Origin of the sequence: Streptomyces sp. NBC_01268 (assembly GCF_036240795.1) — a bacterium.
Lineage (GTDB): Bacteria > Actinomycetota > Actinomycetes > Streptomycetales > Streptomycetaceae > Streptomyces.
The window spans coordinates 2,341,564-2,360,811 of record NZ_CP108454.1 but is presented as its reverse complement, the minus strand read 5'-3'; the positions used below and the strand labels follow the sequence as shown (position 1 = coordinate 2,360,811).

At 71.5% G+C, this 19,248-nt stretch carries 18 protein-coding genes and 1 riboswitch; of the genes, 13 read left to right on the top strand and 5 right to left on the bottom strand.

Going from position 1 to position 19,248, the window contains the following annotated elements; translation table 11 throughout:
• Positions 1 to 65: 65 nt before the first annotated feature.
• Complete coding sequence (locus OG309_RS10335) at positions 66 to 1,322, top strand: L,D-transpeptidase (protein WP_329419951.1); 1,257 nt, start codon at positions 66 to 68, stop codon at positions 1,320 to 1,322.
• Between the two features lie 70 nt (positions 1,323 to 1,392).
• On the opposite strand, the gene OG309_RS10330 is transcribed toward OG309_RS10335, so the two are convergent.
• The gene (locus OG309_RS10330; protein WP_329419949.1) at positions 1,393 to 1,794 is read right to left on the bottom strand and encodes a hypothetical protein; all 402 of its coding nucleotides are present in this window, start codon (positions 1,792 to 1,794) and stop codon (positions 1,393 to 1,395) included.
• Between the two features lie 187 nt (positions 1,795 to 1,981).
• Here OG309_RS10330 and ctaE point away from each other — a divergent pair, with 187 nt between their 5' ends.
• The 6 genes from ctaE to OG309_RS10300 all read left to right on the top strand — a co-directional run bounded on the left by ctaE (position 1,982) and on the right by OG309_RS10300 (position 9,220).
• Positions 1,982 to 2,602, top strand: coding sequence for an aa3-type cytochrome oxidase subunit III (gene ctaE, locus OG309_RS10325; protein ID WP_329419947.1), 621 nt, complete (start codon positions 1,982 to 1,984; stop codon positions 2,600 to 2,602).
• Positions 2,603 to 2,677: 75 nt separating this feature from the next.
• Positions 2,678 to 3,487: a cytochrome bc1 complex diheme cytochrome c subunit gene (gene qcrC / locus OG309_RS10320; RefSeq protein WP_329419946.1), complete on the top strand. Its 810-nt coding sequence runs from the start codon at positions 2,678 to 2,680 to the stop codon at positions 3,485 to 3,487.
• Positions 3,484 to 4,536 (top strand): cytochrome bc1 complex Rieske iron-sulfur subunit, encoded by a 1,053-nt coding sequence (gene qcrA / locus OG309_RS10315; protein ID WP_329419944.1) that lies wholly within the window; start codon positions 3,484 to 3,486, stop codon positions 4,534 to 4,536. The genes qcrC and qcrA overlap by 4 nt, the downstream gene beginning before the upstream one ends.
• Positions 4,533 to 6,158: a cytochrome bc1 complex cytochrome b subunit gene (gene qcrB, locus OG309_RS10310; protein WP_329419941.1), complete on the top strand. Its 1,626-nt coding sequence runs from the start codon at positions 4,533 to 4,535 to the stop codon at positions 6,156 to 6,158. Before qcrA ends, qcrB begins: the two co-directional genes overlap by 4 nt.
• Before the next feature lie 142 nt (positions 6,159 to 6,300).
• Positions 6,301 to 7,365: an anthranilate phosphoribosyltransferase gene (trpD, locus tag OG309_RS10305; protein WP_329419939.1), complete on the top strand. Its 1,065-nt coding sequence runs from the start codon at positions 6,301 to 6,303 to the stop codon at positions 7,363 to 7,365.
• 113 nt (positions 7,366 to 7,478) lie between these two features.
• Positions 7,479 to 7,595, top strand: a riboswitch (SAM riboswitch).
• Between the two features lie 182 nt (positions 7,596 to 7,777).
• On the top strand, positions 7,778 to 9,220 hold the full coding sequence (locus tag OG309_RS10300; RefSeq protein ID WP_329419938.1) for an aminotransferase class V-fold PLP-dependent enzyme: 1,443 nt from the start codon (positions 7,778 to 7,780) through the stop codon (positions 9,218 to 9,220).
• An 82-nt stretch (positions 9,221 to 9,302) separates the two neighbouring features.
• Here the strand turns inward: OG309_RS10300 and OG309_RS10295 are convergent, their stop codons facing one another.
• Positions 9,303 to 9,584 (bottom strand): Lrp/AsnC family transcriptional regulator, encoded by a 282-nt coding sequence (locus OG309_RS10295; protein WP_132915645.1) that lies wholly within the window; start codon positions 9,582 to 9,584, stop codon positions 9,303 to 9,305.
• The gene (locus tag OG309_RS10290) at positions 9,581 to 10,315 is read right to left on the bottom strand and encodes a rhomboid family intramembrane serine protease (RefSeq protein ID WP_329419936.1); all 735 of its coding nucleotides are present in this window, start codon (positions 10,313 to 10,315) and stop codon (positions 9,581 to 9,583) included. The genes OG309_RS10295 and OG309_RS10290 overlap by 4 nt, the downstream gene beginning before the upstream one ends.
• A 164-nt stretch (positions 10,316 to 10,479) precedes the next feature.
• On the opposite strand from OG309_RS10290, the gene OG309_RS10285 reads away from it, so the two are divergent.
• From OG309_RS10285 to OG309_RS10265, 5 genes are all read left to right on the top strand, one after another.
• Positions 10,480 to 10,722 carry a hypothetical protein gene (locus tag OG309_RS10285; protein ID WP_046908952.1) on the top strand — a complete coding sequence of 81 codons (243 nt, stop codon included), beginning with the start codon at positions 10,480 to 10,482 and terminating at the stop codon, positions 10,720 to 10,722.
• A 48-nt stretch (positions 10,723 to 10,770) separates the two neighbouring features.
• Positions 10,771 to 12,135, top strand: a complete 1,365-nt coding sequence (locus tag OG309_RS10280; RefSeq protein WP_329419934.1) for an NYN domain-containing protein — start codon at positions 10,771 to 10,773, stop codon at positions 12,133 to 12,135.
• A 256-nt stretch (positions 12,136 to 12,391) separates the two neighbouring features.
• Positions 12,392 to 13,423 carry a C40 family peptidase gene (locus tag OG309_RS10275; RefSeq protein WP_329419933.1) on the top strand — a complete coding sequence of 344 codons (1,032 nt, stop codon included), beginning with the start codon at positions 12,392 to 12,394 and terminating at the stop codon, positions 13,421 to 13,423.
• A 183-nt stretch (positions 13,424 to 13,606) separates the two neighbouring features.
• Positions 13,607 to 14,620 carry a C40 family peptidase gene (locus tag OG309_RS10270; RefSeq protein ID WP_329419932.1) on the top strand — a complete coding sequence of 338 codons (1,014 nt, stop codon included), beginning with the start codon at positions 13,607 to 13,609 and terminating at the stop codon, positions 14,618 to 14,620.
• A 48-nt stretch (positions 14,621 to 14,668) separates the two neighbouring features.
• A complete protein-coding gene (locus tag OG309_RS10265; RefSeq protein WP_329419931.1) occupies positions 14,669 to 15,883 on the top strand; it encodes a hypothetical protein in 1,215 nt (404 codons plus the stop codon).
• A gap of 59 nt (positions 15,884 to 15,942) precedes the next feature.
• Here OG309_RS10265 and OG309_RS10260 read toward each other — a convergent pair whose 3' ends face one another.
• Complete coding sequence (locus OG309_RS10260) at positions 15,943 to 16,482, bottom strand: PadR family transcriptional regulator (protein WP_329419930.1); 540 nt, start codon at positions 16,480 to 16,482, stop codon at positions 15,943 to 15,945.
• A gap of 102 nt (positions 16,483 to 16,584) precedes the next feature.
• On the opposite strand from OG309_RS10260, the gene OG309_RS10255 reads away from it, so the two are divergent.
• A complete protein-coding gene (locus tag OG309_RS10255) occupies positions 16,585 to 17,937 on the top strand; it encodes an MATE family efflux transporter (RefSeq protein ID WP_329419928.1) in 1,353 nt (450 codons plus the stop codon).
• Here the strand turns inward: OG309_RS10255 and OG309_RS10250 are convergent.
• The gene (locus OG309_RS10250) at positions 17,895 to 19,175 is read right to left on the bottom strand and encodes a glycosyltransferase family 87 protein (protein WP_329419927.1); all 1,281 of its coding nucleotides are present in this window, start codon (positions 19,173 to 19,175) and stop codon (positions 17,895 to 17,897) included. The genes OG309_RS10255 and OG309_RS10250 overlap by 43 nt on opposite strands.
• Between the last annotated feature and the right edge of the window lie 73 nt (positions 19,176 to 19,248).

Genomic DNA, 19,248 nt, shown 5'->3' with positions numbered 1-19,248 from the left:
CGGCCGGGCCCCTCGTTTGCCATGCCCGGCGCGCTGGGTCCGAGGATTGTTCTTAACGTGAAGTCATGAACGACACGCCGCGCATTCGGACTGTTCTGAGCTGCACTCTTCTGGCCCTCACCGTCACCGCGGGCGCCACCGCGTGCGCGGGCTCCGGAAACCATCCGCTCTCGGCGAAGCCCTACGACGCGGCGGACGAGATCGCCTTCAACGCCCCCGAGGAGGGCAAGAAGGCCGACCCCGAGAAGCCGCTGGAGATCACGGCCAAGGGCGACGACGGGCGGATCACCGACGTCACCGCCCTGGACGAGTCGGGCCACCACCTGGCCGGCGAGCTCACCGCGGACGGGCGCAAGTGGCGCTCCACCGCCGCGCTGGCGGCCGGCGCCCGGTACACCGTCCAGGTGGCCACGGAGGACGGGGACGGCGCCCCTGGGGCCCGTACGTTCACCTTCGAGACGGCTCCGGCCAAACGGGCCCTCACCGTCGCCTTCGGCCCGCAGGCGGGCACGTACGGCGTCGGTCAGCCGATCACCGCCGACCTGAGCCTCCCGGTCAAGGACAAGGCGGCCCGCGCGATCGTGGAACGGGCCCTCAAGGTCCGCTCGACGCCCGCCGTGGAGGGCTCCTGGTACTGGGTGGACGACAAGAAGCTGCACTTCCGCCCGAAGGAGTACTGGCCCACGGGCGCCGTCGTCACCGCCACCGGCAACCTGGCCGGTCTCAAGGTCGGCGACAAGCTCTACGGAGGCGACTCCAAGCCGCTCAAGCTGACCATCGGCGACCGGATCGAGGCCGTCGCCGACGCCGGCTCGCACTACATGACGGTGCGGCGCAACGGAGAAGTGATCAACACCATTCCGGTGACCACCGGAAAACCGGGCTTCTCCACCCGTAACGGGATCAAAGTGGTGCTCGGCAAGGAGTACTACGTCCGGATGCGGGGCACCAGCATCGGCATCTCGGAGGGCAGCTCCGACTCGTACGACCTGCCCGTCTACTACGCGACACGGGTGACGTGGAGCGGCGAGTACGTGCACGCCGCGCCGTGGTCCGTCGGCTCCCAGGGGGTCGAGAACGTCAGCCACGGCTGTGTCGGCATGTCGACAGGGAACGCCGCCTGGTTCTACGAGAACGTGCGCCCGGGGGACATCGTCCGCGTCGTCAACAGCGAGGGCGAGATGATGGACACCTTCGGCAACGGCTTCGGCGACTGGAACCTGGACTGGGCCAAGTGGCGCAAGGGCAGCGCCCTGGTGGCGGACTCCTCCGATCCGGCCGCCACCGTGGACGCCAAGGCCCGGCTCAGGCCCTCCCTGTAGGCCTCACGGGCCCCCGGGCCCCCCGGGGCCGCCTCGGGCCCCGCAAGGCCTCTCAGGCCCCGCAGAACCCTCAGGCGTCGAGGGAGAGCCGCGAACGCAGCAGGGACGCCAGGGACGCCGCGAACTCCACCGGTTCCACCGGAAGGGTGACCGCGGCGTCCGCGCGACTCCAGGTGGCCAGCCAGGCGTCCTGCGGACGGCCGATCAGCAGCAGGACCGGAGGGCAGTGGAAGACCTCGTCCTTGATCTGCCGGCACACGCCCATGCCGCCCGCCGGCACCGTCTCGCCGTCCAGCACGCACACGTCGATGCCGCCCTCGTCCAGGGCCGTCAACACGGCGGGCAGCGTCGCGCACTCGACGAACTCGACCGGGGGAACATCGGCCGCGGGCCTGCGACCCGCCGCCAGGCGGACCTGCGCGCGGGTGTTCGCGTCGTCGCTGTAGACCAGGACCGTGGCGCTCGACTGCATCGTTCCTCCGTGAAGGTGGTCGGTCGTTGCGCGGATGCTACTCCGGTCCACACCTCGTCAACACCCGTTCAACACCTGTTCGAAGGGTGCCGGAAGGCCCTTCCGATGGGCCGTTCGGGCAGGACACGCCCCCCGGACACTCCGAACGGCACCCCCCGGAGTGAGGGCGGGATAAGCGACCGACATAATGTCGGTCGTGGCGACAGTAACGACAGTAGAAACCGGGCACGCGCACCCGTCGGTCAATCGACCGAACCTCACCAGCGTCGGAACCATCATCTGGTTGAGCTCCGAGCTGATGTTCTTCGCGGCCCTCTTCGCGATGTACTTCACCCTGCGATCCGTGATGGGCGCCGAGTTCTGGACGGAAAAGGCCTCGGCCTTGAACCTCCCGTTCTCGGCGACGAACACCACGATCCTGGTGCTCTCCTCACTCACCTGCCAGCTCGGCGTCTTCGCCGCGGAGCGGGGCGACGTGAAGAAGCTCCGGACGTGGTTCATCATCACGTTCGTGATGGGCGCGATCTTCATTGGCGGCCAGGTCTTCGAGTACACCGAGCTGGTCAAGGAGGACGGCCTCTCGCTGTCCTCGGACCCGTACGGCACGGTGTTCTACCTGACCACCGGCTTCCACGGCCTGCACGTGACGGGCGGTCTCATCGCCTTCCTGCTGGTCCTGGGCCGGACGTACGCCGCCAAGAGGTTCACTCACGAGCAGGCAACCGCCGCCATCGTCGTGTCCTACTACTGGCACTTCGTCGATGTCGTCTGGATCGGCCTCTTCGCCACGATCTACTTGATCAAGTAATCGTGCTCCGCCGCTCCCGGCGGGCCACACATCCAGCAAGCATCGACGCAGAAGATCCTGACACCGGGGTAATCCGTGAAAAAGCTCTCCGCACGACGACGCCATCCGCTGGCGGCGGTCGTCGTCCTACTTCTCGCGCTGGCGGCAACTGGGGGGCTGTACGCCGCGTTCGCGCCCGCGGGCACCGCGAAGGCCGACGAAACCGCCCAGTCCCTCGCCATCGAGGAGGGCAAGAAGCTCTACGCCGTAGGCTGCGCCAGCTGCCACGGGACCGGCGGTCAGGGCACCTCTGACGGTCCGTCCCTGGTCGGCGTGGGCTCGGCGGCCGTGGACTTCCAGGTCGGCACGGGCCGTATGCCGGCCCAGCAGCCGGGCGCCCAGGTCCCGAAGAAGAAGGTCATCTACACGCAGGCTGAGATCGATCAGCTCGCGGCGTACGTGGCTTCCCTCGGTGCCGGCCCGATCGTGCCGACCGAAGGCCAGTACAGCCCTGACGGCGCCGACATCGCCAAGGGCGGCGAGCTGTTCCGCTCCAACTGCGCCCAGTGCCACAACTTCACCGGTGAGGGTGGCGCGCTGACCTACGGCAAGTACGCCCCGAACCTCGAAGGCGTCAGCCCGAAGCACCTCTACGAGGCCATGCAGACCGGCCCGCAGAACATGCCCTCCTTCCCCGACACGACCATGCCGGAGAAGCAGAAGAAGGACATCATCGCCTACGTCCAGGCCGTCAACAGCGACAAGGCCGACAACCCGGGTGGTCTCAAGCTGGGTGGCCTCGGCCCCGTCAGCGAGGGTCTGTTCGCGTGGGTCTTCGGTCTGGGCGCGCTGATCGCAGTTGCCATCTGGGTCGCGGCCCACACCGCTAAGGCCAAGAAGTCATGAGTACCCAAGAGAATCCAGAAGAGAACCTGCCGTCCGAGCAGGGCACCGCGCACGGCGCGGTGAAGGTCGTCGACGACCCGTTCGCCGACCCGGGCCTCCCGCCCCACAAGCCGCGCATCCAGGACATCGACGAGCGGGCCGCCCGGCGGTCCGAGCGTGCGGTCGCCTTCATGTTCACGCTGTCGATGCTGGCCACGATCGGCTTCATCGCCTCGTACGTGATCTTCCCGGTGGACAAGATCGTGTACATCTGGCCCTTCGGCCGGGTGTCCGCGCTCAACTTCTCCCTGGGTCTGACCCTCGGTGCGGCCCTGTTCTTCATCGGCGCGGGCGCGGTCCACTGGGCCCGCACCCTGATGTCCGACGTCGAGGTCGCCGACGAGCGTCACCCGATGGCGGCCACGCCCGAGGTCAAGGCCAAGGTCATGGCGGACTTCGCGGCCGGTGCCGCCGAGTCCGGCTTCGGCCGGCGCAAGCTGATCCGCAACACGCTGTTCGGCGCGCTGGCCATGGTGCCGCTCTCCGGCATCGTGCTGCTGCGTGACATGGGCCCGCTGCCCGAGAAGAAGCTCCGCTCCACCCTGTGGGCCAAGGGCAAGCTGCTCGTCAACATGAACACGCACGAGCCGCTGCGTCCCGAGGACGTCGCGGTCGGTTCGCTGACCTTCGCGATGCCCGAGGGCCTCTCGGAGCACGACGAGCACTTCCAGACCGAGATCGCCAAGGCCGCCCTGATGATCGTCCGCATCCAGCCGGAGGACATCAAGGACAAGCGCGAGCTCGAGTGGTCGCACGAGGGCATCGTCGCCTTCTCGAAGATCTGCACCCACGTCGGCTGCCCGATCTCTCTGTACGAGCAGCAGACGCACCACGTGCTCTGCCCGTGCCACCAGTCCACCTTCGACCTGTCCGACGGCGCCCGTGTCATCTTCGGCCCGGCCGGCCACGCCCTCCCGCAGCTGCGGATCGGCGTGAACGACAAGGGCTTCCTGGAGGCGCACGGCGACTTCGATGAGCCCGTCGGTCCCGCCTTCTGGGAGCGCGGATGAGCACTGTGACCAATACGCAGAAGAAGGCCCCCGCCGGCGAGCGCATCGCCGACTGGGCCGACGGCCGCCTGGGGATCTACACGCTGGCCAAGGCCAACATGCGGAAGATCTTCCCGGACCACTGGTCGTTCATGCTGGGCGAGGTCTGCCTCTACAGCTTCCTCATCATCATCCTGACGGGCGTCTATCTGACGATGTTCTTCCACCCGTCGATGAACGAGGTGGAGTACGTCGGACCGTACGTCCCGCTCCAGGGACAGCTGATGTCCGAGGCGTTCAACTCGACCATGCACATCTCGTTCGAGGTGCGCGGTGGTCTGCTGATCCGGCAGATCCACCACTGGGCGGCGCTGATCTTCCTCGCCGGCATGTTCGTGCACATGATGCGCGTGTTCTTCACCGGCGCGTTCCGCAAGCCGCGTGAGATCAACTGGCTGTTCGGCTTCCTGCTGTTCTTCCTGGGCATGTTCACCGGCTTCACCGGTTACTCGCTCCCGGACGACCTGCTCTCCGGCACCGGTGTGCGCTTCATGCAGGGCGCGATCCTGTCCGTGCCGATCGTCGGCACGTACCTGTCGATGTTCCTGTTCGGCGGGGAGTTCCCCGGCGGCGACTTCGTCGCCCGGTTCTACTCGGCGCACGTGCTGCTGCTGCCCGGCATCATGCTGGGTCTCGTGGTCGCGCACCTCATCCTGGTGTTCGTCCACAAGCACACGCAGTTCGAGGGCCCCGGCCGCACGAACAAGAACGTCGTCGGCATGCCGCTGCTGCCGGTGTACATGGCGAAGGCCGGAGGCTTCTTCTTCCTGGTCTTCGGCGTCATCGCGGTCATCGCGGCGATCGCCTCGATCAACCCGATCTGGGCCATCGGCCCGTACCGGCCGGACCAGGTGTCCACCGGCGCCCAGCCCGACTGGTACATGGGCTTCGCCGAGGGTCTGATCCGTGTCATGCCGGGCTGGGAGATCAACCTGTGGGGCCACACGCTGGTCCTCGGCGTGATGATCCCGCTGGCGATCTTCCCGGCGGTGCTCGCGGCGATCGCGGTCTACCCGTTCATCGAGTCCTGGATCACGGGCGACAAGCGCGAGCACCACATCGCGCAGCGCCCGCGCAACGCTCCGACGCGCACCGCCTTCGGTGTCGCCTGGATCACCGCGTACATGATCATGCTCGTCGGTGGCGGCAACGACCTCTGGGCCACGCACTTCCACCTGTCGATCAACTCGATCACCTGGTTCGTCCGGATCTTCTTCTTCGCCGGACCGGTCATCGCGTTCGTCGTCACCAAGCGCATCTGCCTCGGCCTGCAGCGCCGGGACAAGGACAAGGTGCTGCACGGGCGCGAGTCCGGCATCATCAAGCGCCTGCCGCACGGTGAGTTCGTCGAGGTCCACCAGCCGCTCAGCCAGGGTGAGCTGCACCGTCTCACGGCGCACGAGCAGTACGAGGCCGCGGCCCTGCCGCCGGCCGTCGACGAGAACGGCGTGGAGCGCAAGATCGGGCGTATGGAGAAGCTCCGGGTCAAGCTCAGCAAGGGCTACTACGGCGCGGACAACCAGATCACCAAGCCCACCGCCGAGGAGTACAAGGAGATCACGAGCGGCCACGGCCACCACTGATCACCTGACCTCCTGAAGCAGGTCGCCACGGCGAGAGCCCCGTCCATTCGATGGACGGGGCTCTTTGCCGTCCCCGCGGATCGATAGGGTGGGAAGGTACCCATCCCCGAAGATCACCGATCACCGATCGCCAGGAGCTGCCATGAGCGCTGCGACCCCCGCTGGAGGACTCGACTCGGCGGGCCGCTCCTGGCCCGCCGTCCTGGACGGTCTGCTGAGCGGCCGCGACCAGAGCGCGGAGGACACCGCCTGGGCGATGGACCGCATCCTGCGCGGTGAGGCCACGGCCGCCCAGATCGCCGGCTTCGTCGTCGCCCTGCGCGCCAAGGGCGAGACCGTCGAGGAGATCACCGGCCTCGTCCGGACCATGTACGAGCACGCCAACACGATCGAGGTGCCCGGCCCGTCCGTGGACATCGTCGGCACCGGTGGCGACGGCGCCAAGACCGTCAACATCTCCACCATGTCGGCGATCGTGGTGGCCGGCACCGGCGCCAAGGTCGTCAAGCACGGCAACCGCGCCGCGTCCAGCGCCAGCGGTGCCTCCGACGTCCTGGAGAAGCTGGGCGTCAACCTGGAGCTGACCCCCGCGCGGGTGGCCGAGGTCGCCGGCGAGGCCGGCATCACCTTCTGCTTCGCGGTGAAGTTCCACCCGGCGCTGCGCCACGTGGCGATGGCCCGCAAGGAGCTGGGCATCCGCACGGTCTTCAACTTCCTCGGGCCGCTCACCAACCCGGCCCGGGTGCGGGCCCAGGCCACCGGCGTGGCCGACCCCCGGATGGCCCCGATCGTCGCCGGGGTGCTCGCCGAGCGCGGCTCCTCGGCGCTGGTCTTCCGCGGCGACGACGGTCTGGACGAGCTGACCACGACGGCGACCTCCCGGGTGTGGATCGTCCGGGACGGCACGGTCCGCGAGGAGTCCTTCGACCCGCGCGACGTCGGCATCGACATCGTCCCGGTGGAGGCCCTGCGCGGTGCCGACGCCTCGTACAACGCCGACGTGGCGCGCCGCCTGCTGGCCGGCGAGACCGGTCCGGTGCGGGACGCGGTGCTGCTCAACTCGGCGGCGGCGCTCACCGCGCTCGAACCGGGCGAGGGCACCCTGGCGGAGCAACTGCGGGTGGGCATCGCGAAGGCGGCCGAGTCCATCGACTCCGGCGCCGCCCGCCGGGCCCTGGAGCGCTGGATCGCGGCCAGCAACGCCTAGCCCCGCCCCCCACCGGTACCGGGTCCTCCGGTACGCGGCCCCTTACGCAACCCCGTTCCGAATGCCGGGACGGGGTTGCGTCGTCGTGATCGACTGGCATAGGTTCTGTGACAGGTCATGAGTGACAGCGACAAAGCCCCGGCTGGCTGTCCGGCAACCCTCCGTCCGTGGCGGGGTGCCCCGGGTGAAGACCAGGCCGTACGAGCAGCAGCCTGCGGCAAGCGCGGACCCCTGCGCAGAACCCTGGGGTCCTTGGTCCTCTAGGGAGCAGTGTCTCGTGAGCAAGCGAATGCGTTAGGGCCGTCGGCCCACTTCTTCACCGAACACCCGTACGCGGCGCCCCCTTTCTTCGCGCTGCCCTGCGGGCTCTTTCACGCCTTTTCGCGCCCCTTTTCTGCCGGGAGATACCGTCATGTCCGCATGCCCGAACGCCGCCGCCACCGCCACCGCTTCCGTCCCCTCCGGTGACGCGGCGGACCCCTGCTGCGCCGCCCCGCTGCCGGTCCTCGGCCGCGACGTCACCGTCCCGCTCGTCACCGGCGGCGAGGTCAGCTACGCCGCGCTCGACTACGCCGCCAGCGCCCCGGCCCTGCAGCGCGTGTGGGACGACGTCGCCGCGTACGCCCCGTACTACGGCAGCGTCCACCGCGGTGCCGGCTACCTCTCCCAGCTCTCCACCGACCTGTTCGAGAACAGCCGCGCCACCGTCGCCGAGTTCCTCGACTGCCGCCCCGGTGACCAGGTGGTCTTCACCCGCTCCACCACCGACTCGCTCAACCTGCTCGCCCAGGTGATCCCCGCCGACTGCCAGGTCTTCGTCTTCGAGACCGAGCACCACGCCTCGCTGCTGCCCTGGCGCGACGCCCGGGTCACCTACCTCAACGCCCCGCGCACCCCGCGCGAGGCCGTCGAGACCCTGGAGCGGGCGCTCGCCGACCGCGACCCTTCCCCGAGCTCTCGGCTTCGCTCGAGCGGGGGAGGCCCCAAGGGCCCCGCCCTGGTCTGCGTGACCGGTGCCTCCAACGTCACCGGCGAGCTGTGGCCGGTCCGGGAACTGGCCGCCGCCGCGCACGCCCACGGTGCGCGGATCGTCCTCGACGCCGCCCAGCTCGCGCCCCACCACCCCGTCTCCGTACAGGAGTTGGACGTCGACTGGATCGCCTTCTCCGGCCACAAGCTGTACGCCCCGTTCGGCTCCGGCGTCCTCGCCGGGCGGGCCGACTGGCTCCAGGACTCCGAGCCCTACCTCGCGGGCGGCGGCGCCTCCCGCAAGGTGGCCCGGCGGGCCGACGGCGGTGTCGACGTGGAGTGGCACACCACCGCGGCCCGGCACGAGGCCGGCTCGCCCAACGTCATCGGCGTCTACTCCATCGCCTCCGCCTGCAAGGCGCTCACCGAGGCCGGCTTCGACCAGCTCGTCGCCCGTGAGCGGCACCTGATCGCGAAGGTCCGCGAGGGCCTGGCCGAGGTGCCCGAGGTGCGGGTGCTCTCGCTCTTCGGCGACGACGCCCCGCGGGTCGGCGTCATCTCCTTCGTCGTGGACGGCTGGAACAGCTCCCACTTCGCCGCCGCGCTCTCCGCCGAGTACGGCATCGGCGTCCGCGACGGCCTCTTCTGCGCCCACCCGCTGGTGCGCACCCTGCTCGGCAGCGACCCGCAGGACCCGGGCGAGTGCGGCGCCCCGGAGGCGGCGCCCGGCGAGAGGTCCCTCAACGCCATCCGCGTCAGCTTCGGCGCGGGGACGCCCGACGAGCACGTGGAGCGGTTCGTCGGCGCGGTGAAGCAGCTGGTGCGCGAGGGCGCCCAGTGGAAGTACCGCACCGAGGACGGCCGCTGCGTGCCCGACCGCGGCTGAGTTCCCTCCCCCGTACGAGTGAAGCCGGCCTCCCGCGGGAGAGGCCGGCTTCCTCGTGCGTGCCGCGTGCTGTGCCGCGGGCTCAGGACTCCAGACCGATGGCGAAGGCCGCGTCCAGGTCGTTCTGGGAGTAGGCCCGGAAGGCGACGTGGGTGTCGGTGCCCTCCACGCCGGGGATCTTGCTGATCTTCCCGGGGATGACGTCGGCGAGGTCGTCGTGGCGCGGCACCCGGACCATGGCGATCAGGTCGTACGTCCCGGTCACCGAGAAGACCTCACTGACGCAGTCGATCGCGGCGATGGACTCCGCGATCTCGGGAATGCGGTCCACGCTGGTCTTGATGAGCACGATCGCGGTGATCACGGCTGGCTTTCTCCCTCGGTGGCCGCGGCTGGTGGTTTCACTTTAACGCCACCTCTGTACCGGCCCCACGCGTAGACGAAGCCGATCGCGAACCCCACCACGTGCGCCAGATACGCCACCCCCGGCCCCGCCCCGGCCGAGCGGGCCGCCAGCCACTGGAGCACGAACCAGAAGATCAGCACGATCCAGGCGGGGAAGCGCAGCGGCAGGAAGAAGAGGAAGGGGAAGAGGCTGGTCACCCGGGAGCGCGGGAAGAGATAGAGGAAGGCCCCGAGCACCCCCGAGATCGCCCCCGACGCCCCGACCAGGGTCTGCGTGCTGTCCGCGTGCGCGGCCGCGTAGCCGAGCAGCGCCAGACAGCCGCAGCCCAGATAGAACAGGGCGAACTCGGCCGGGCCCATCCGCTCCTCGGCCATCGCGCCGAAGACGTACAGGAACAGCATGTTCCCGAGCAGGTGCAGCCAGCTGCCGTGCACGAAGAGCGCGGTCAGCGGGGTGAGCAGGGCGTGCGGACGTCCGCTCGTCAGCTCGGCCGGGATCACGCCCCAGCGTTCGAAGTACGCGCCCTGCGCCGCGAGCAGCCGGTCGCCGGTGCCGTATCCCGGGTTGAGCCCGGACACCGGGCTCAGGGCGAACAGCAGGACGCACAGCGCGATGAGGCCGTACGTCACGGTGGGCCCGTTCCGGGTTCCGTGCCACGCGCCGAGGGCCGTGCGCCGCCATTCGATCATGGACAGATCATGGCGTACCGGGGTCCACCTGGACAGAGTGCCTCGCCGTGACACGGGGTACCCGCGAGGCCGTAGGGTTACGGGCAGACTTCCGCAGTCCGACGGCGCACCGCGGTCCCGTACAACCCCGGAATTCCAGGGAAAGCCCAGAAAGAGGCGGCACGATGACGACGGTTCCCCTGCCGACCCCGGAGACCCGCTGGCGTTGCACGCTCTGCGGCAACCTGACCCGCTTCGACGTCACGCGGTCCTCCAAGGTCGTCGAGTACGTCCATCTGGACCTCGCCGGAGAGCCGAAGGTCGAGGAACGTGAGGTGGTCAGTGAGACCATCGAGTCGGTCCGCTGTCGCTGGTGCAACGCGGTGGACCAGATCGAACTGGTGGACAGGCCGGGTTCCGCTTCCTGAGAAGCGGCCCGTGGGGGCGACGACGACAGGGAAGTGGGGTGACGGATCGTGGCGCAGCCCGCGCACGGTGAAGAACCGACGGGCTCGGCGGGCGACGCCGCCGAGGCGCTCGACCGGCCGCTGCCCGAGCCCGTACGGCGGAAGGTGGTCGCGCTGGTCGCGGACGCCTTCGGTGGGCTGACCGTCGCCGAGCTGCCCGGACCGCTGCGCCAGTACGCCCGCTTCACCGCCTCCCGGCGGGCCAAGTTCGCCGGGAACGCGATGGCGGCCGCCCTGGAGAGCGACCCGCTGTTCCGGCAGCGGATCGGCGAGCGGTTCAAGGAGGCCGAGCCCGAACTGGCCGGCGCCGTCGAGTCCGGTTCCCCGCCCGCCGCCGCCGACCCCGTCGACGTGGCCGCGGCGGCCTACGTGCTGCGCCCGGCCGGCTGGGGCAAGCTGGTCGCCGCCGCCGGCGAGGAGGCCGAGCGCGCCGACGCCGAGCGCGCCGACGAGGCCGGCCGGCGCGAACTGGAGCGGCTGCGCGAGGAGGTCGCGCACGCCCGGGAGCGCACCAGGTCCGAGACCGAACAGCTGCGCCACGACCTGGAGGCGGCCCGCAAGGAAGCCGAATCGCTTCACCGCAAGCTGCGCAGCGCCCAGAGCGACGTGAAGCGCGGCGAGGCGGCGCTGCGGCGCGTCCAGGCGGAGATCGACGCCGCCAGGACCGAGTCCGCCGCCCAGGTCTCCGCCGCCGAGAGCGAGAGCCGGCGGCTCAAGGCCCGGCTCGGCGAGGTGGAGGCGGCCCTGGAGGCCAGCCGTCGCGCCGTCCGCGAGGGCCGCTCGGTGGAGGACATGCGGCTGCGGCTGCTCCTGGACACCGTGCTCGACGCCGCCCAGGGGCTGCGCCGCGAACTGGCCCTGCCGCCGGTCTCGATGCACCCCGCGGACACCGTGGACGCGGTGGAGCCGGGCCGGATGTCGCCGAAGGACATCGCGGCCCGCGCCCTGTCCGAGACCGATCCGGCCCTCCTGGACCAGCTGCTCGAACTGCCGCAGGCGCACCTGGTGGTGGACGGCTACAACGTCACCAAGACCGGCTACCCGACGATGCCGCTGGAGAAGCAGCGGCTGCGGCTGCTCGGCGGTCTGTCCGCCCTCGCGGCCCGCTCGGGCGCCGAGATCACCTGTGTCTTCGACGGGGCCGAGCTCGCCGCCCCGGTGCTGCTCGCGCCGCCCCGCGGGGTGCGGGTGCTGTTCTCCAAGCCCGGTGTCACGGCGGACGAGTTGATCCGCCAGCTGGTGCGGGCCGAGCCGCCGGGCCGCCCGGTGGTGGTGGCCTCCACCGACCGCGAGGTGGCCGACGGGGTGGCCAAGTCCGGTGCGCGCCCGGTTGCTTCCGCCTTGCTGCTGAAGCGGCTTTCGCGTCTCTCGTGACGGCTCGTAACTTCTGCGCCTGATGTCCCTTTTATGGTCCGCGCAGGGTCAAGTGACCATTACTGCCCGTGTGGTGTGTGTGAATACTTTGTCGCCCGAGCGAGATTTTGCCTATCGGGATTTGAACTGATCACAAGATGGTCACTAGGGTCGGGGCTCGAACCTTCGCGCGGTTGATCATCCATCCGGGATGTCGGCGGGGGTCCCGCCTGCCGCTCACCCGGTCGGCGGCTGAAGGAAGAAGGAGCTCGCCTTCGTGGCGTCCCACCGTCGTCCCAAGCAGCCGAGCCGCACCCGTGTGACCGTGCTCACCGCGACCGCCGGCCTCGCCGTCGCGATCTCCGCCCAGAGCGGCGCCTCCGCGGCCCCCGCCAAGCCGAAGATCGACGAGGTCAAGTCCAAGGTCGACAAGCTCTACCACGAGGCCGAAGAGGCCACGGAGCAGGCCAACCTCGCCGAGGAGCGCCGCGGCAAGCTCCACAAGGAGATCGACGCCCTCCAGGACAAGGTCGCCCGCGGCCAGCAGGACCTCAACACCCTGCGCGGCCAGATCGGTTCGGTCGCCAGCGCCCAGTACCGCTCCGGCGGCATCGACCCGGCGCTCCAGCTCTTCCTCTCCGCCGACCCGGACACCTACCTCGACAAGGCGTCCGCGATCGACCAGATCGGCGCCAAGCAGGCCGACGTGCTCCAGTCGATCCAGGCCAAGCAGCGCACCCTCGCCCAGGAGCGCACCGAGGCCGCGACCAAGCTGGCCGACCTCGAGGACGTCCGCAAGACGCTCAACGAGAAGAAGAGCAAGGCCACCGCCAAGCTGGCCGAGGCCCGCAAGCTGCTCAACACGCTGACGGCCGCCGAGCGCTCCAAGATGGAGCAGGACGAGCAGCGCGCCAGCCGCGCCGCCGGCGACCGCGTCGAGCTCGGCAACGAGGTGCCCGCCTCGCAGCGCGGCGCCGCCGCCCTCAACGCCGCCGCCACCCAGATCGGCAAGCCGTACTTCCGCGGCGGCACGGGCCCCGGCTCCTACGACTGCTCGGGTCTGACGCAGTGGGCCTACCGCCAGGCCAACGTGTCGATCACCCGCACCACCTACACGCAGCAGAACGACGGCGTGAAGATCGGCCGCAGCCAGCTCAAGCCGGGCGACCTGGTCTTCTTCAACAACCTGTCGCACGTGGGCCTGTACGCGGGCAACAACACCATCCTGCACGCTCCGAAGCCGGGCGCCTACGTCCGCTACGAGTCGATGGACTACATGGGCACCTTCCAGTTCGGCGTCCGCATCTGACGCGACGGCAGCTGCCCTCCGAACGGGTGGTTCGCCGGATCCCGAACTGACGTGACGCCCCGCCGGTGACCTGTGGTCACGGGCGGGGCGTCACTTTGTGTGCCCGCCGCCTTCGTTGGACCCGGGGTGATCACCGGCTACTGTCTGCCGCGCCAGACCGTCCAGCCGAACGGAGCGCGTTCCGTGGCGTCCCACCGACGACCCGCCAGGGTCACCGTCCTCACCGCAGCCGCGGCCACCGCGGCCACGGCCCTCGGTGCCGTCCCCGCGCACGCCGACCCGGGCGCCGCGGGCCCCGAAGCCACCCGTGTCACCGTCGACCGCCTCTTCGAGGAGGCCGAGAAGGCCACCGAGGGCTACAACCAGGCCGACGAGAAGGCCGACCGGCTGCGCCGCACCGTCTCGCTCGCCCAGGACCGCCTGGCCCGCGGCCAGGAGCGCGTCAACCGCATGCGCGGCGCGCTCGGTTCGGTGGCCGGCGCCCAGTACCGCTCCGGCGGCGTCGACCCGGCCCTCGCCCTGCTGCTCTCCTCCGACCCGGAGACCTACCTCGACCGGGCCTCCGTGCTCGACCGGGCCACCGCCCGTCAGGGCGCCGTCCTCGCCGAACTCCGCCGCGAGCTGCGCAAGCTGGCCCAGGAGCGGACGGAGGCGGGCCGCGCCCTCGCCGAACTGGAGCGCAGCAGGACCGAGGTGGCCCGGCACAAGCGCACCGTCGAGCGGAAGCTGGCCGAGGCCCGCCGGGTGCTCGCCTCGCTCTCCGACGACGAGCGGGCCGGCTACGAGCGGGCCTCCCGCTCGGGCCGCGACTCCCTCGACGCCGAACTCCCGCCGCTCGCCGACCTCGGCCCCTCCCGGGCCGCCGCCGCGGTGATCGCCGCCCGCGGCGCCATCGGCAGACCGTACGTGTGGGGCGCCACCGGCCCCTCCGCCTTCGACTGCTCGGGCCTGATGGTCTGGTCGTACCGGCAGGCCGGGATCGCCCTGCCCCGCACCTCCTCCGCGCAGCGGTACGCGGGCCGCCGGGTGCCGCTCTCGCAGGCCCAGCCCGGCGACCTCGTCACGTACCGCAGCGACGCCAGCCACGTGGCGATCTACGCCGGCAACGGGCAGGTCATCCACGCGCCCTACCCCGGCGCCCGGGTCCGCTACGACCCGGTGAACATGATGTCCCACGTCACCGTCACACGGGTCTGAGCGGACGGCCGGGGTCCGCCACCGCCACCGCCCCGTACGATCGGGGGCGTGGCAGGTCAGGGGAGCGGAAGGGCGCGCGGCGCGGCCGTGTGCCTGGCGGCGGCCCTGCTGGTGCTGACCGGCTGTACGGCCCCCGGCCCCGCCGACCCCGCGCCCGGGCAGGTCCAGCGCCTGCTCGACCGGCACGCGCGGGCGCTGCTCGACCGCGACGAGGCCGCCTATCTCGCGGCCCTCGACCCCGCCCTCGCACCCGCCGCCCGCACCGAGTTCGACCGGCTCGCGACGATCCCGCTGGGCGGCTGGAAGTACCGGGTCACCGACGTCGACCGGACCGGCGGGGGCCGCGCCACCGCCAGGGCCGAGCTCGGCTACCGGATCAAGGGCTACGACTCCGGGCCCGCCACCACCGAGCGGGTCCTGGAGCTCGCCGAACGCGACGGGCGCTGGTACGTCACCGGCGACCGCCCCGCCGAGGGCGCCCCGCAGCAGCTGTGGCAGCAGGGCGAGGTGCGCACCGTGACCGGACGGCGCAGCCTCGTCCTCGGCGTGGGCCAGAGCCCCGAGCGGCTGCGCGAGATCGCGGCCGCGGCGGACCGGGCGGTGCCCGCCGTCGGGGACGCCTGGCGCGGGAACTGGGCGGGCCGGATCGTGGTCCTGGTGCCCGCCTCGGTCGAGGCGATGGGCGGGCTGCTCGGCGCGCCGGCCGCCTCCTACCGGGGCATCGCGGCCGTCACGACCGGCGAGACCGGCGGCGGCCCGCAGGCCCCCGCCGACCGGGTCATCGTCAACCCCGACGCCTACGCGACGCTCGGCGCGTTCGGCCGGCAGCTGGTCCTCACCCACGAGACGACCCATGTCGCGACCCGCGTCCAGACCACGAAGGCCACCCCGGTCTGGCTCTCCGAGGGATTCGCCGACTGGATCGCCTACCTCGGCACGGGCCGCACCGCCGCCCAGGCCGCCCCCGAACTGCGCCGCGCGGTCCAGGAGGGCCGGGCGCCGGCCGCCCTGCCCGACGACGAGGACTTCGCCTTCGGCGGCGACCAGGACGCGATGGCCCGCGCCTACGAGGGCGGCTGGCTGGCCTGCGAGCTGATCGCCGAGCGCTGGGGCGAGGAGAAGCTGGCCGCGTTCTACCGGGCGGTCGGCGCCCACCCGCAGCGCGAGGGCGCGCTGGAGAAGGCGCTGAAGGACGTCCTCGGCACCACGCCCGAGGAGTTCACGGCGAGGTGGCGCGCCTACGTGGGGGAGCGGCTGGCCTAGGGCCTGTCGTCAAACTCCCGTCGTCGCCCGCGGGGCAGGCGGGAGTTTGACGACAGGCCCTAGTCCGCGCGGCTCCGGAGGTCGAGCTCGGCCAGGGTCTCCGCCAGCCAGGCCTTCTCCTCGGTGCCCGTCGCCCGGGCGATCCGCAGCATCCCGCGCCGGAACGGGTCGGGCTCCTGCTCGGCGCGGACCGGCGCGCCGTCCGCGTAGAAGAAGCTGGCCGGGGCGGTGAGGAAGTCCTGCCGACGGCGGAGCACCGCGGCCTGCTCGGCCGGGTCGGGCAGATGGCCCAGGAACGAGAGCAGGGTGAAGAAGCGCTGGCCGTCGCTGATCTCGATGTCCTTGGGGGAGCGCAGCCGGGCGAGGAGCTCGGCCCGGCCCTCGGCGGTGAGCGAGAGGGTGCGGCGGGGCGCCGCGCCCGCGCCCGGCTCCGTACGGCTGTCGACCAGGCCGTTCTTCGCCAGCCGGGTGATCGCCGGATAGAGCGCGCCGTCGCTCACCGGGCGGACGTGGCCGCTCAGTGACTGGATGCGCTCCTTGAGCTCGTAGCCGTGCAGCGGCCGCTCGTAGAGGAACCCGAGGATCGTCAGCTCCAACACCGGTCTGCTCCCTTCGCGCTTGTCGGGAACCAGTGGACCATGGTACCTCTTTTCGAGGTACCTCTAATCGAGGTATCTCGGAGACCGAGGGGGAATCCGTCCATGCGCGCACACCGCGGCACACTCGTCCGGCTCGCCGGGCCCGTCTATCTCGAACTCCTCGCCGGAGTCGCCGCCGGCGTCATCAACATGGTCTGGGTCGCCCGCCTCGGCGGGGACGCCGTCGCCGCCGTCGCCGTCGCCACCAACGTCGAGAACCTGCTTCTCGGCGTCGTCCTCATGGCCGCCTCCGGCACCACCGTCCTGGTCGCCCGGGCCCGGGGCGCCGACGACCCCGGGGCGCTGCGCTCCGCCGTCCGCGGCGGCACCGCGCTCGGTGCGCTCCTCGTGCCGCCCGTCGCGATCTGCGGGTATCTGCTGCGCGACCCGCTCGCCGCGCTCCTGCTCGGCGGCGCGGACCATCCGGCGCACGCCCTCGCCGCCGCCTACTTCGCCATCTCGCTCCCCGGCACGGCCGTCTTCTTCGCCACCACCGTCCTCGACGGCGTCCTCAAGGGCACCGGCGACACCCGCACCCCGATGCGGCTCGCCTTCCTCTCCAACGGGCTGATCCTGCTCCTCGACCCGCTGCTCGTGCACGCGTACGGAGTGGAGGGCGCCGCCGTCTCCACGATCCTCGGACGCACCGCCGCCCTCGCCGTCGGCCTGTTCGTCCTGCGCCGCAACGCGCCGCTGCGGGCCGCCCGCGCGGCGCGCCCCGCCGAGACCACCCCGGCCGCGCTGCGCCGCACCGCCGCCACCGGACTGCCCATGTCCGTCGACTTCGTCGTCCGCATGGCCGGGGCGCTCGCCCTGGTCTGCGTCGTCGCCCGGCTCGGCGTCACCGAGATCGCCGCGTACGGCATCGCCACCAAGGCCATGTACGTCGCCACGATGGCCTTCTACGCGGTCCGGCAGGCCGCGTCGATCCACACCGCCCATCTGCTCGGCGCCGGCAGGGACGAGCGCCGGGCCGTCGGACGCCAGGCCCTCCTCCTCGGCGTCGTGCTCGGCGCCGGCGCGGGCGTGCTGCTGCTGTGCGCCGCCGGACCCGTCATGCGCGGCTTCGGAGCGGAGCCCGCCGTCGCCGGGGCCGGGGCGCTGTTCCTGCGCTGCCTGGGCCCCTACCTGCTGCTGATGGCCGGGTTCATCGCCCTGGCCGGGGTCTTCGAGGGCGGCGGCGGCTCACCGCTGCTGGCCCGGATCACCGTCGCCGGGGTCCTGGTCCAGCTGCCCCTCGCGTACGTGCTGTCGGCGGCCCTCGGCCTCGCCGGGGTCAGCCTGGCGATGGCGCTCGCGATGGCCGGCCAGTGCGCCGCGCTCGGGCTGCTGCACCGCCGTACGCACGGAGCCGACGACGGGGTGGCGGCCGGTCAGGAGGCGGTGGTGACCGGGGTCTTCTCGCGGTCCGCCTGAACCGGGACCGGTACCGGCGCCAGGCGCGGCTCCGTCACCGTCTGGCGCCACAGGATCCGGCAGGCCGACAGGCAGGCCGCGACGAGCAGGCCGTTGCGGACCAGGAGCAGCGCGATGCCCAGCGGGTCGCTGTGCGAGACGTGCGAGAACCACACCGGGAACTCGAACTGCGTCACCGCCGTCGCCCACAGCACCAGATGCGCGGGCCGCCGCATCCGGCTCGCCCGGTACACCAGGCACACCGCCGCCAGGCCCACCAGCCAGATCATGTACTGGGGGCTGATCACCCGGCTCGTCGTCACGAACAGCAGCACCGCCACGAAGGCCGCGTCCGCCGTCGTGGACGTGGTGGAACGTCGGGTCCGCAGCCGCCACACCAGGAGCCAGCCGAAGGCGGCGAACGTCAGCACCATCGCCGCCGTGGACACCGCGGAGACCCCCGGGCCCAGGAACTCGATCGAGCCGTAGTTCATCCGCGCCTCGCCCTCCCAGCCGAAGTTCCTGGCCACGTGGAACACGAGCGCGCCCAGTGACTCGACCTCGGTGCCCCGGTCCCGCTGGAAGCCGAGGAAGGCGAGCGCCCCGGGTGCCGCGAGCACGCACAGCAGCAGCACCCCGGCCGCCGTGCTGGCCGCCGCGGGCCAGGAGCGCAGGGTGGCCCGGCCGCGCGCGGTGCCCGCGAGCAGCAGCACCGGCCAGACCTTCAGCATCGCCCCGAACCCGGCCAGCGCACCGAGCACCGCCGGCCTGCGCACCGCCGCCAGCAGGCCCGCCACCGCCACCGCCGTCACCATCAGGTCGTAGCGCGCGTACGCGGTCGGCCCGAGCAGCGCGACGCCGGCGATCCACAGCCACGCCCCGCGCATCGAGCGGCCCGGCCGCCGCCCCGCGTACACGAGCAGCCCGAAGACGACGGCGTCGCACACCAGGCTGAGCACGAAGAAGGCGGCCGAGTAGCCGAGGAAGGGCAGCAGCGCGGGGGAGAGGATCGCCAGCGCGGCGGCCGGCGGGTACTGCCAGGTGACGTCGTCCAGCGGGAACGTGCCGGTCCGCAGGACCTCGTACCAGCCCTGGTAGATCTGCTCGACGTCGCTCGTCACGTCCGGGCCCGGGATCACCACGACCTTGAAGACGCAGAGCAGCAGCAGGACCCGGGTGACGGCCCAGATGCCGACGGGCAGCCGCAGCCGATCGCGTGCCGGGCGGTCCGGTGCCGTCGTGCCCACTGCGCCCGTCATACCTGTCCTGTTCCTGTCCTTCGGTCCGCCGGGGCGGAGGGTGGTGGTGCCGGGCCGGGGGCGCGGTCGCGGT